At 32.8% G+C, this 12,381-nt stretch carries 11 protein-coding genes; 3 read left to right on the forward strand and 8 right to left on the reverse strand.

Annotated elements, in window-relative coordinates:
- Positions 1-60: 60 nt before the first annotated feature.
- Genes KFZ70_RS11085 through KFZ70_RS11095 form a run of 3 tightly spaced genes read right to left on the reverse strand, consistent with a single transcriptional unit; the run spans position 61 to position 4,536 of the window.
- The gene (locus tag KFZ70_RS11085) at positions 61-2,769 is read right to left on the reverse strand and encodes a T9SS type B sorting domain-containing protein (RefSeq protein WP_139698106.1); all 2,709 of its coding nucleotides are present in this window, start codon (positions 2,767-2,769) and stop codon (positions 61-63) included.
- Positions 2,770-2,795: 26 nt separating this feature from the next.
- Positions 2,796-3,620 carry an ABC transporter permease gene (locus tag KFZ70_RS11090; protein ID WP_139698105.1) on the reverse strand — a complete coding sequence of 275 codons (825 nt, stop codon included), beginning with the start codon at positions 3,618-3,620 and terminating at the stop codon, positions 2,796-2,798.
- A 19-nt stretch (positions 3,621-3,639) separates the two neighbouring features.
- A complete protein-coding gene (locus KFZ70_RS11095) occupies positions 3,640-4,536 on the reverse strand; it encodes an ABC transporter ATP-binding protein (protein WP_139698104.1) in 897 nt (298 codons plus the stop codon).
- A gap of 126 nt (positions 4,537-4,662) precedes the next feature.
- Between KFZ70_RS11095 and KFZ70_RS11100 the strand changes: the two genes are divergently transcribed.
- Positions 4,663-5,730, forward strand: coding sequence for a hypothetical protein (locus tag KFZ70_RS11100; RefSeq protein ID WP_139698103.1), 1,068 nt, complete (start codon positions 4,663-4,665; stop codon positions 5,728-5,730).
- A gap of 7 nt (positions 5,731-5,737) precedes the next feature.
- Here the strand turns inward: KFZ70_RS11100 and KFZ70_RS11105 are convergent, their stop codons facing one another.
- The 4 genes from KFZ70_RS11105 to KFZ70_RS11120 are packed head-to-tail and all read right to left on the reverse strand — an operon-like array spanning position 5,738 to position 9,320.
- On the reverse strand, positions 5,738-6,253 hold the full coding sequence (locus tag KFZ70_RS11105) for an IS1096 element passenger TnpR family protein (RefSeq protein ID WP_139698102.1): 516 nt from the start codon (positions 6,251-6,253) through the stop codon (positions 5,738-5,740).
- Positions 6,254-6,294: 41 nt separating this feature from the next.
- A complete protein-coding gene (locus KFZ70_RS11110; protein WP_139698101.1) occupies positions 6,295-7,314 on the reverse strand; it encodes a COX15/CtaA family protein in 1,020 nt (339 codons plus the stop codon).
- Between the two features lie 6 nt (positions 7,315-7,320).
- Positions 7,321-8,742 carry a CCA tRNA nucleotidyltransferase gene (locus tag KFZ70_RS11115; RefSeq protein WP_139698100.1) on the reverse strand — a complete coding sequence of 474 codons (1,422 nt, stop codon included), beginning with the start codon at positions 8,740-8,742 and terminating at the stop codon, positions 7,321-7,323.
- 17 nt (positions 8,743-8,759) lie between these two features.
- The gene (locus tag KFZ70_RS11120; protein WP_139698099.1) at positions 8,760-9,320 is read right to left on the reverse strand and encodes an L-threonylcarbamoyladenylate synthase; all 561 of its coding nucleotides are present in this window, start codon (positions 9,318-9,320) and stop codon (positions 8,760-8,762) included.
- A 268-nt stretch (positions 9,321-9,588) separates the two neighbouring features.
- On the opposite strand from KFZ70_RS11120, the gene KFZ70_RS11125 reads away from it, so the two are divergent.
- Positions 9,589-10,464 (forward strand): polysaccharide pyruvyl transferase family protein, encoded by an 876-nt coding sequence (locus tag KFZ70_RS11125; RefSeq protein ID WP_139698098.1) that lies wholly within the window; start codon positions 9,589-9,591, stop codon positions 10,462-10,464.
- A 14-nt stretch (positions 10,465-10,478) separates the two neighbouring features.
- Complete coding sequence (locus KFZ70_RS11130; protein ID WP_233244077.1) at positions 10,479-11,696, forward strand: glycosyltransferase; 1,218 nt, start codon at positions 10,479-10,481, stop codon at positions 11,694-11,696.
- Positions 11,697-11,721: 25 nt separating this feature from the next.
- On the opposite strand, the gene KFZ70_RS11135 is transcribed toward KFZ70_RS11130, so the two are convergent.
- The gene (locus tag KFZ70_RS11135) at positions 11,722-12,375 is read right to left on the reverse strand and encodes a bifunctional 2-polyprenyl-6-hydroxyphenol methylase/3-demethylubiquinol 3-O-methyltransferase UbiG (protein WP_139698096.1); all 654 of its coding nucleotides are present in this window, start codon (positions 12,373-12,375) and stop codon (positions 11,722-11,724) included.
- Positions 12,376-12,381 lie beyond the last annotated feature (6 nt).

Raw genomic sequence — 12,381 nt, forward strand, 5'->3', positions numbered from 1 at the left:
AAAAATAGGTATTAAATAGATGAAATGCAAAAAATATCGATAAAAAGTAAATTATTGCTTTTATCGTTTTAATGTGAAATGATTTTTATAAACACGACCATCTTGTAATTTTACCATAAACCAATAATCATCATTAGGTAAATATTGTCCATTTAACTGCCCATTCCAACCTTCACCTAAAGGAGAAATTTCTTTTATAAGTTTACCAAATCTATTAAAAATTTGAATTTTAGTATTGGGTTGAAAAGCTTCTGTAATACCGTAAATCTGCCACGTATCATTAACACCATCATTATTTGGTGAAAAGTATTTAGGAAAGCCAATAACAGATAATGACTTAGATATTTCACCACAATCATTCTTAATGTCTTTGATATAAACCCTGTAAATACCAGGGAAGACATGGTAAAATATGTTGTCTTCTTGAAATGGAGCAATCACATTGTTTTTATCGTCCACCAGTTGATATTGATAGATGCCTTCACCACTTGCAAGAACAGTAATGGTGTTATTTGAAGAGGCATCCGTAATGTTTATATCATTAAGCGTTGCCACATTTGAGGGCTCAATGGTAATTGTTTTGCTTTTTTGGCAACCATTGGCATTTGTTGCAGTGACGGTATATGAGCCAATGGTATTTACATTTATGCTATAGCTCGTTGCCCCGTTAGACCAGTTATAGGTATAGTTTGAATGGGAATCGTTAATAATACCAGCATCAAGTGTGATCATTTCAGGAAACTTGTTTAAGCAATAATAAGGTGTCTCGTCGCTTTTCATGTTAGGAAGCGGGAATACGGTGAGCAAAATGGAACTAATGCCATAGCAGCCATTAGTATTTTCAGCACGTGCAAAAATACTATGTGAAGACGCAATGGTGTTGGTATAGAGCGAATCTAATTTATTTTGTTCAAGCAAAGCATCGTCATAGTTTTCATAGAAAGCAATGTCTAATCCTGTTGGTAAGCCTTCGGTAATCTTATTTTTATAATCGTTGAGGTTAAATTGATAGTGACCATCATCAAGACCATCATCATCACAATGAGAAATGGTTATATCATTGCTGTCGGTCAGGCTAACTTGTAAGGTCAATTCTGAATGGCTAAAACAACCTGTTTTAGAGTTAATTACTTCACTATAAATAGTTTGGGGATTGGAGGTGTTTTGAAAAACATCACCATTAACTTCGTTTGTTCTTGATATATCAGTGTAAAACTTAATAAAGACATCTTTTGAATTACCTGATAATGCCGCCGAAGCTTCATTAAGGTTAAAAAATGTTTTACCATCTAATAAGCCATCTTCATCGCATTGTAATAAAAGATAATCAAAGGCCTCTGGATTTGGATAAAATTGCACGTAAGCTTCACCTTCAATAGCACAATCACCATTATTTGGGTTGATATAAAGTTCGTATTGGCCAGATTCTGAAACTTCTAATTGATTGCTTGTTTCATATAAGATGGTTTTGTCTTTACTCCAAACGTAGGAAGCACCAGGATAGGTATTGGCAGATAGCGTATATATAGTACCATCACAGAGCGCTAGATTTTTGGAACTTTCCCCATTTTTTATGATATCGATTTTTTCTCCAAAAAATGAAGCGATAAAAGGAGGTAAACCTTGAGAGGACAGTTTTGAACCTAAATTTATCGCATTATGTTGATAGTTACAGCCTATACCTATCTGGTCTGGAGTATTTATAGCACCCAAAAAAGATGTACCAGTATTATATGTTTTACTAAGTGCGCGGTATATTTTTCCATTGGGCCCTAATTGTAAAGCACCACGATACAGGTTTCTATTGTCAAGTATAATAGCTGATGCAGATATATCTAGTGCTAACAGATTAAATTGCGTAAGAACCGATTTATGAGAAGCCGGATTATTATTGTTTTCTCGGTTTTCAAAATCAAAATAATCGTTAGAAGAGTGTACATAAAGCAATGCTCCACTTGGTGAAAATTCTACACCGTAGGGATAATTACTAGCACCTTGAATTACAATTTCTTGTTGATTACTTACTGTGCCGTTTTTAGAATCAAAGTCATATACAAAAAGTCCATCCGTCATATTGGCGCAGACCATTTTAGTACCATCAGGAGATAGTTTGAGGTAGCCCCGAGGATCAAAAATAGATTGTAAAAATGTTGATGTTACCGCCTTAATCTCCACACCAAGATTGTTTACTTCAAAGGCGTGAAAGGTGTTAAAGAAATCTAAATCGCCACTCGCATCGGCAAAGGCAATCACCCAAATAGATCCTGAAATACAGTCTTTAATAACAGCTGTAATTTTTTCTGAGCATTGTTTTAAAAGTTGAACGTTTTTATTGGTAATGGCTCCTAAACCATTATCTAGAGACATATCAACTGTAGAGTAGTTTAACCCAAAGTGGGGTTGTTCAAAGGTGTAGTCGTCTACCGTGAAAATGTAGAAAATAGTATCACTATCAGGCTTGGGGACAATAATGGCCGATTGTGTGCTTGAAGGATCGCCAAGTAGCCCTAAACCATTGGTCATTACAGCATGATTTTTATTCCATACAGTTATGCCATCAGTATAAAATAACAGATTTCCAGTGTCGTCTGATATTGAAGCACAACCTTCAATAGTGCTCAAACTTCCATTAGTTAAAGGGGTTACTGTATTGTTGGCTGAATTAAAAGTTATGCCACTATTAAAACCAAAATACCAATTGGAAGCTTCATTTTGAGTAAAACCACAAAAAAAAGTAGCACAACAAATGTAAAAAAGAATGTTTTTCATCTTTAATAGCAAGGCTACCAAAGATATTATAAATCTCGCTTTTTTAATAATCTATACGATAAAAATATAAACAAGCCTGTCCAACATAAAACGATAATCATTTCGTAGCCATGGGCAGCATAATCATAGACCAAATTAGATTTGTCTGGAAATTTGCTCATTGCAATACGTTGAAAGGGTTGATCAATCAATTTGTACATAGATTTAAGAGGAAAAAAGTTTTGGGTTTTTTCTGCAACATTAGCATTAAATTGCCATGCAAGGAGTCCGAAAACAATCCATTCTATGATAAATAAAATGAATAAAAAGGCTAGTGCAAAGGCAGAGCGTTTTGCAAGCATACCAAAAAATAAACATAAACTAAAAAAGCCCATTAGCTTGACAAAGTAGGCTACTAAAAATTCAGTGCCTTTAAGTACTATAGAAAATTCGGTATAGCTAGAATAGTATAGGCCAATACATAGAGAAATAAGACATATTAAAACCGTAGAAATTAATGAGAAAAATACTATGGTGTAGAATTTTGATAGAATGAATTCTTTTTTACTCAAACCATCAATAAGATTTTGTTTTATGGTTTTATTGCTGTATTCATTACCAATCATACTGACTACAACAATAGCAAAGAAAAATTTAAACTGTGAGGCAAAAAATGTAGTGAGATGCCAAATAATAGGAAAATTGAAGACCCCAAGTTCTCCAAGTTCTAGTGTGAAGAACCCAAAAACATTAATTTTTAAAGAAGATAGTAGAATAACAAAGAAAGGCAGTATAAATGAAATAAATATTAGAATTTTACTTGTTCTATTAAGTAAAAGTTTCTGTAGTTCTAAGCTTAAAAGTCTTAACATTACGTTGGGTTTTGATGTGTTATTGGTTGTCGGTTAGCTGCAAGAATTGTTCTTCTAAGCTTTCTTTGCGCTGTACTAAATGCGTAAGAATGATGTTTTTATCAAAAAGAAAGGAGTTAAAATCTTCTGATTTCATGGGTTCTTTCAAAAAGGCTGTAATTAAATCAGGGGTTACAACCACTTTATCGAATGACGGGTGATTATGAAGTAATTCAATCAACTTTTCATTTTGGTTTGATTTTAGTTCAAAAAAACCATGACTTGAAATCATTTCGTCCACTCTGCCTGAATATAGCTTTACGCCTTTTCTAAGCACAATAACATGTGAACAGACTTTTTCAACTTCATCAAGTAGGTGTGATGCCAATAATATAGTAGTGCCCTTAGTTGCAATTTGTTTTATAATTTCTCGTATTTGATGAATCCCCTGTGGGTCTAAACCATTTGTAGGCTCATCAAGAATTAATATTTCAGGATCATTCAACAGGGCAGAGGCAATAGCCAAACGTTGCTTCATACCAAGTGAATAGGTTTTAAATGTACTGTCTTTTCTGTCTAAAAGTCCTACTATTTCAAGCTTTTCATCAATTTTAGCATAGTCAACACCCTTTATTTTGCATACCAATTTTAAATTTTGAGTGGCCGTCATATAAGGGTAAAAGTTTGGACGCTCAATAATAGCACCAACTTTTTTTAAAGCATCATGGGTAGACACGTTTCCATCAAACCATTTGAAACTCCCTGACGTTTTGTTGACTACGTTTAAAACAATGCCTAGTGTGGTTGATTTTCCGCTACCATTGGGGCCAAGAATACCATAAACATTGCCTTTGTTTATAGTAAATGATAAATCTTTTACAGCAGTGAGGTAGCCAAACTTTTTTGTAAGATTGTTGATGGTTAAAATAGAATTCAAGCGTGACGTGTTTAGAGCAGGCTATAAATAAGCAAGCTTTGTTAGTTATAAAGGTATGACGAGACTCTTTATTTTTTGTTACATCCTTTGCTAGAAAAGCCGTAAATTTGTGTAAGATTATGAGCTATGCAGGACTTAAAAATTTCAAAACGGAAACCTTCATTTCCAATTACTTCAAAATTACATAATTATCTTTCAGAATATAATAGAACGGTAAAGATTCCTATTTTTTATGACGATTTGTTACGGTTTCAAGGGTCTATTGTTGTGTATGATAAAGACGAAAATGATACTCTTTGGATTCGTGTTTATTATAATGAATTTGAACGCGAGGAAATTGAATCGGCATTAAAAAAAGTTTATACCATTTTTCATTCTGATGGAAATGAAAATGTATTGCCTTTTTTAAGTGTTGATGCCATTGATTACTGTACGTTTGGAAATTCAAAACCTTTCCGAATAAAAATCAGAAATATTTTAAATGATAACTCTACCTATTTTTACATAAAAACGGCCGATGCTTCCAGAATTTATGGACTAGAATTAGAACATATGTTGTCACCGTATAACCTCAATTTTTTGGTGTATAGAAACACCCTCATTGAAGAACATATTGCAGGTATACCAGGTGATGAGTTTATAAAAAATATGTTGCCTAATTGTAGCAGGTCTGAAAAATCTCAGATAGCAAAGGAGTTTGTGAAGTTTAATGAGCGGTGTATGATACGATTGCTGGGTGACATGCGTTCTTATAACTACGTGATAGTACCAATGCACGATTTTGATAAGGTTGTTTATAAGATAAGAGCTATCGATTTTGATCAACAATCCTACGAAGGGAAGTTTAACATTTATAGGCCTCAGTTTTTTAAAGAAAACTATGAGATGGTTAAATTGGTCTCAACCAGTATTCAAAAATTATCTATTGATCAGTATAAAACGGAAGAACGCTCTATGTTAGTAAAACGATTAAAAAGTTTTAATGATCGGGTAGCTAAGTTGTTGTATTGTATGGAAGCTGATGAAATCTCTACGCAAGCGCATGTTGATTATTTAAAAATGACCATTTTTGATTATACTCACGACGTTAATTTTAAGAAGAGTAAAAACATGGGGCAAATTGTAAAGTTCTCCTTAGAGTTTTTGACTAGAAATTACGAAAATGTGAATATTGAGAAATTAAAAATGCGGTAATTACCATTTAATTCCAGTGTTCATCAAAGCCTAAATTATCATAGTCATCAATGTCTAAACCATCTTCAAACTCATTGAAGTCGTCGTCAAAGTTATCAGACTCAAATAATTTTTCAGGAGCTGAGTCAGGCACTTGGCCTTTTACAAACATAAGGTTAGGGTAATCTAAGCCTTCGTTTTTATCTACAATTTCTGCTAATTCAACGTAAAATGTCCACATGTTTAAAAAGTCGTAGATATATATAAGCTTTGTTTGTGCTTCATGCACCACACAATCTAATGACGTTTCGTGCATTAAACGAGCTGAATTATCATCGCTTAAATCAAAAAGAGAAATTTCTTCGCCTTGCTCCCAAGCATCATTACTAATGTAAAAAGAAGCCATTTCAGAACCATCAAAACCAAAAGATTGCGTAATAATATTATGTAAATCTTCAAGCGTATCTGTTTCTAAGATTTCTAAATCTCTGAAGATATCCTCTTCAGTATCATTGTCTAAAATAACTCTAAATCTGTAAACCATTTAATGCATATAATTGAGGCACAAAGGTAGCTATTTTTAATTTATTTTGTAAAACGATGTAATGTAAAAGTCATAGCGCTCAACATTAAAAACGCACCTACTTGATGTGCTACACCCAACCATAGCGGTACGTGTAAAATTAAGGTAAATACCCCTAGACCAAATTGAAAAAATACTAAAATAACTAAAGCGTTTACGCTTTGTTTTTGGTACTTTGAAAGTGAAGTAGATTGCGCCTTTTTCCAAATTAAAAACACACAGGCCACTACGAGAAATGCCAAAATACGATGAACAAATTGTATACCACTAGGGTTTTCAATAAGGTTTTTATAAAAAGGTTCTAATACATAAACAGAAGGATGTATGAATTCACCATCATTCATTAAGGGCCAATGGTTATGCACTAAGCCAGCCTTTAGTCCTGCAATAAAAGCACCGTATATAATTTGTACAATTAAAATGATATAACTGATAATAATTATGTTTTTAATAGGTTTGTTTGCCGGTTTTTTATTGGGGAAAATGATATCTAAAGCCACCCAAAGCGTTGCTGCAAAAGTTAAAAAGGCGGTGGTTAAATGAGCTGCTAACCTATAATGGCTTACGTCGGGCATGTCTACCAAACCACTTTTAACCATATACCAACCTAAAAAGCCTTGAAAAGCCCCCAAACCAAGTAAAACTACACATTTCTTAATGGTGGGTTTTGTAAGTTGTTTTCTAATTAAGAAATAAATAAAAGGAATGATAAATACTAAGCCTATTGCTCTTCCAATAACACGATGAATCCACTCCCAGAAATAGATGCTCTTAAAATCTTCAATGCTAAAATGGCTATGGTAAAACTGGTATTCGGGGTGTTGTTTGTACAAATCAAACGCTTCTTGCCATTCTTGGTCACCAATAGGAGGTATGGTACCTGTTATTAAGCGGTAGTTGGATATAGATAAACCAGAATCTGTTAACCGGGTAATCCCACCCACAATAACCATAATAAAGATGAGAAAGCATCCTGTTAATAACCAGTACACTACAAATTTGTTATCCTTTTCTTTTTTCACAAAGCGTTATATTTCGGTTGGTGTTAGTCCTAGTTTTTTTCCTTTTTTTATCATGAGTGTGTGAGCAGCGTCATAATTGTTAGGAATTTCTCCTTCTAAAATGGCTTCTTTTATAGCTTCTTTAATAATACCAATCTCTTTTGAAGGTTTAAGGTTAAACGTTTTCATGATTTCTTCACCAGAAATTGGTGGTTGAAAATTTCTAACATGATCACGTTCCTCAACTTCTACAATTTTATCTCTAACAATTTTAAAATTATTATGATATTTTTTAAACTTCTTTGGATTTTTAGTTGTGATATCAGCCTCACACAACGTCATTAAATCATCTACGTAGTTACCAGCATCAAAAACCAAACGACGCACCGCAGAATCGGTTACAATATCTTGCGCTAATACAATGGGGCGTGAGCTCATTAAAACCATTTTTTGAACAAACTTCATTTTGTCATTCAAAGGCATTTTTAACCGTTTGAATAAACGGTACACCATTTTAGAGCCCTCAAACTCATGGCCATGGAAGGTCCATCCTATCTTTTTATTAAACTTTTTTGTTGGCGCCTTACCTATGTCATGCAGTAATGCCGCCCATCTTAACCATAAGTTATCTGTATTCTGTGCTATATTGTCTACAACCTCAAGGGTATGATAAAAGTTGTCTTTATGACGTTGGCCTTCTATTTCATCAATCCCTTTTAGGGCGGTTAATTCAGGTAAAATATGATGTAAAAGCCCTGTTTTTTCAAGTAGCAAGAACCCTGTAGAAGGTGTGTTACTTTCTAAAATTTTATTAAGTTCTGTAACAATACGTTCTTTTGAAATAATGGTAATACGCTTGTTATTATTCTTTATGGCATCAAGAGACGTTGATTCAATTTTAAAGTTTAATTGCGTTGCAAATCGTATAGCACGAAGCATTCTTAAGGGGTCATCAGAATATGTTATACCTGGACTTAAAGGTGTTCTGATGATTTTATTTTCAAGGTCATTCATACCTCCAAACGGATCAAGTAAGTCGCCAAACTGATTTTCGTTTAGGTTAAGAGCCAAGGCATTAATGGTAAAATCTCTACGGTTTTGGTCGTCTTCTAATGAGCCATTTTCAACGGCAGGATTTCTGCTATCTTCGGTATATGATTCTTTTCTTGCACCAACAAATTCAATTTCAATATCATCAAATTTAAGCATAGCTGTGCCATAGGTTTTAAATACCTGAACGTTGGGTTGGGTAGGCAGATTTTTAGCCACTTGTCGGGCTAATGTAATACCATTACCAATGGCCACAATATCAATGTCTTTGGCGTTTCTACGATTGAGAATAAAGTCGCGTACAAAGCCACCAATAACATAAGAATCTAGTTGTAATTCTTGAGCAGATTTAGATATGATTTTAAAAACAGGATGGCCTAATGCTTCTTTGAAATTCATTAATGCGTGTTGCGGTTTTATTCTCTAATAATTTTCACTAAGCCATTATTACTCAATTTAATAATTGAAGATGGCTTTGCGCAATTTTTTTCGTGGTGCAAATTTACAACATAGTCTACACCTTTTAAAACCTCTGGCGCTATTTCTTTAAATGATTTCGGGGTTGGTTGACCACTTATATTTGCGGAAGTGGATACAATGGCGCCGTTAAATTTTCTGCATAACCAATAGCAAAAGTCGTCATCCGGAATTCTTATGGCAATGGTGCCATCTGAAGCAATTAAATTATCAGCTAAATTTTGGGCGTCATCGTAAATGATAGTAGTTGGTTTGTTGGTAATCTCAATAATGTTTCTAGCGGCTTCAGGTATTTCTTTTACATACTTTTTTAGCATGCGGTCATCAGCCACCAAACATATTAATGCTTTGCTGTCTACACGATTTTTTAATTGATATACCTTTTTTATAGCCTTAGGGTTTGATGCATCACAGCCAATGCCCCAAACGGTATCTGTAGGATAAAGAATAAGTCCGCCTTGTTTTAAGGTATCAATAGCCTTTTTTAGTTCTGATTGCATTTTTTTATTGAATAATAGAATTCTTTTTTTTGCAAAATTACAATTTAATCTAGTGGATTTTATTAGTATATCTAAATGAAATTTAAAAAATGGAATTGTAACAAAAAGCTGTACAAATAGTTGAATTACTTAGCTGTTTTTTAAAAAGTAAACCAAATGAATACTAAAAAGATATGAGGTTCTCAGTGAGTATTATCAGTTAATAACATGTGTGGTAGTTCAATGAACCTATTTTTTGTTATACCTTTGAAAAATTAAATAAAATGGAATGCAATTAGTTTATTATAAATCAAAATCAGGAAATTTTGGAGATGATTTAAATATATGGATGTGGCCCCAGATTTTCGGATCAGATTTTTTACAAGAACATCAGGAGATTGCTTTTTTTGGAATAGGATCTATTCTAATGGAAGATTCTGTATTTATAGAACAAGCAAATACCTGTGAAAAAAAGGTTGTTTTTGGAACAGGCATTAGATCTATTAATGAAAATATAAAAATTGATGATTCTTGGCATATTTTCTTTTTAAGAGGCCCTTATAGCTCTTTAAAATTAAAAGGAAATTTAGATCATTACATAGCAGATGCGGCCTATTTTTTAACTTTGTTACCTCAATATAAATCATATATAAATACACCAAAAAAATATAAAATAAGCTTCATCCCTTATTTTATGTCTGTTGATAAAGTGGATTGGCAAAAAATTTGTGATGATTTATCTTGGAATTTGATTTTGCCAACAGACTTGAATAATGTAGAAGAATTTATTACAGAAATAGCAGCAAGTGAGCAAATTATAAGTGAGGCGATGCATGGAGCAATGATTGCAGATATAGTACGCGTACCTTGGGTGCGGTTTCGTTTTTATTCACATTTACACGAAGGAACAATGGTTTCTGAATGGAAATGGAATGATTGGTTGTTGTCTATAGGTTTTCATGAAAATAAAGAAATCAATATAGGACTTAGAAACAAAAAAAGTACCAGAGGGTTTATAAAGAAAAGAAAAGTTAAGTCCTTAATCTACAGCCAAACAAAGAATATTGATGAATCACTATTCCGATTATCCTCAGACGAAACACTTAATAATATAGTAAAGCAATTGAAATCTAAAAAGGAAGCGTTAATTCGTTTTATAGATTAATGTTTAAAAAGTTTATGAAAAAAAGATTAAAATTGATTCTTAGAAATAATCTATTGAAGCTTCAACTTAAAAAGCAAAATGTGGTTTTTGATTTTAATTCGATTAATTATAGAGAAAAAAGTATTTTAATCATAGATACCTATATTCCCAAATATAATGAAGATTCTGGATCAAAAAGATTACTTCAACTGATTAAGTTGATGCTAAACAATAACTTCTCTGTTTTTTTAATGGCTAATCAAAAAGAATATAAGCAGAAGGATGAATGTGTTGAGAGGTTTAAATCATTAGGTGTTAATGTTTATCAGCCAAGTTTGGATAAAGCGGATAACTTAATAACAAGAAATCAGTATATAAAAAACATCGCATCAAAACTAGATTATGCTTGGTTACATAGACCTGAAAATTTTGAAGCCTACCATTCGGTAATAAAAGACCTTAATAGTAAAGTGACCTTGATTTATGACATGGTAGATTTTCATTATTTAAGATTGATTAGAGAGTGGGAGCTAACAAAAAGCGATAAGCTTAAACAAAAAGCCGAAGCAATGTTAAAGTTGGAAATAGACAATTGTAAAGCTGCTGATAAAATTGTAGTTATATCAGAAAGGGATAAACATTCATTAGAAAGCTTTTACAAAGAGAATTCAAAAATGATTACCATAGGTAACCTCCATGAGTTTAAAAAGAAAACAAAAGCATTTAAAGAATTTTCAGAGAGAAAAAACTTGCTTTTTATTGGTGGGTTTAAACATAAACCTAATGTTGATGCTATTTTATGGCTAAAGAATGAAATAATGCCCTTAGTTTGGGAGGTAAATAAAGATATAAAAGTAGATATTGTGGGGAGTAATCCGCCACAAAAAATTATAAAATTAAACAGTGAAAATTTTAATGTGGTAGGTTATGTTGAAGATGTTTCAACATACTTTAACTCGGCAAAGTTGTTTGTAGCGCCATTACGGTATGGAGCAGGAATAAAAGGAAAAATAGGACAAAGTTTTGAATATAGTTTGCCTGTTGTAACTACCGATGTTGGTGCTGAAGGCTTTAATTTTGCTCCATTTTCAGAAGAAATGATAGCAAACAGCGCAGAGTTATTAGCCTCTAAAATATTAAAACTTTATGATGATGAAGCATTGTGGAGTTCTATCAGTAATCTGTCAGAACAGTTTATAGAGCCCTTTTCAAAACAACATATAGAAAATCAACTTAAAAAAGTTTTTGATTAAAGTTGAGGGGTTCTTGTGGATTAAATCAGACGGCTTGTGGTTTTTTAGCAACCGTAGCAAACTGTGTATATTTCATATCCATGGCAGTAAATAGTAAAGGGATGTTGTACAAATAAGGTTTAAGTGATTTACTAGGATTAATCCCCTCATGACTGACAACTTCATACCCTAGACTTTCATACATATTTTTAATACTTTTTTTGGTAAACCATCGTAAATGTGTTTTATCCATAATACCATGGTCTGTATAATTCCATTCGCCTTTAAATACTAGCATTTTAAGGATTCTAAAGTTTCTAACGTTAGGTATAGAGCTAATTACTATACCTCCTGCTTTTAACTTAGGTTTTAATCTTTTTAAAACATCATCGGGGTAAGTTAAATGTTCAAGAACATCATTAAAGAATATGGCGTCGAAATAATTATCAGGAAGCTCTTCAATAAAATTCTCACAAGGACCAATAAATACTTTGTCCAATATGTTTTTTGCTATCTTTCCTTCCTCAGGCATATATTCGATACCCCAAATTTCAGCATTATTATAGCCTTTTATTTGCCTAGCAAAAGCCCCTTGACCGCAACCCACTTCTAAAACATGTTTAGCTTCCCTAGGTAAATAGCCTAGCATTTCTGGTCTAGGAAAATTATAATAAGCGTCTGGTTTATTGTTGTAATCCATTATTTT

This window comes from Allotamlana fucoidanivorans (genome assembly GCF_045788535.1).
GTDB lineage: Bacteria > Bacteroidota > Bacteroidia > Flavobacteriales > Flavobacteriaceae > Allotamlana > Allotamlana fucoidanivorans.

What these genes read in the sequence shown, in the direction of transcription:
- KFZ70_RS11135 (WP_139698096.1), bottom strand. Translation starts at nt 12,375, where the DNA reads ATGGATTACAACAATAAACCAGACGCTTATTATAATTTTCCTAGACCA.
- KFZ70_RS11125 (WP_139698098.1), top strand. Translation starts at nt 9,589, where the DNA reads ATGCAATTAGTTTATTATAAATCAAAATCAGGAAATTTTGGAGATGAT.
- KFZ70_RS11090 (WP_139698105.1), bottom strand. Translation starts at nt 3,620, where the DNA reads ATGTTAAGACTTTTAAGCTTAGAACTACAGAAACTTTTACTTAATAGA.
- KFZ70_RS11100 (WP_139698103.1), top strand. Translation starts at nt 4,663, where the DNA reads ATGCAGGACTTAAAAATTTCAAAACGGAAACCTTCATTTCCAATTACT.
- KFZ70_RS11085 (WP_139698106.1), bottom strand. Translation starts at nt 2,769, where the DNA reads ATGAAAAACATTCTTTTTTACATTTGTTGTGCTACTTTTTTTTGTGGT.
- KFZ70_RS11130 (WP_233244077.1), top strand. Translation starts at nt 10,479, where the DNA reads ATGAAAAAAAGATTAAAATTGATTCTTAGAAATAATCTATTGAAGCTT.
- KFZ70_RS11120 (WP_139698099.1), bottom strand. Translation starts at nt 9,320, where the DNA reads ATGCAATCAGAACTAAAAAAGGCTATTGATACCTTAAAACAAGGCGGA.
- KFZ70_RS11115 (WP_139698100.1), bottom strand. Translation starts at nt 8,742, where the DNA reads ATGAATTTCAAAGAAGCATTAGGCCATCCTGTTTTTAAAATCATATCT.
- KFZ70_RS11105 (WP_139698102.1), bottom strand. Translation starts at nt 6,253, where the DNA reads ATGGTTTACAGATTTAGAGTTATTTTAGACAATGATACTGAAGAGGAT.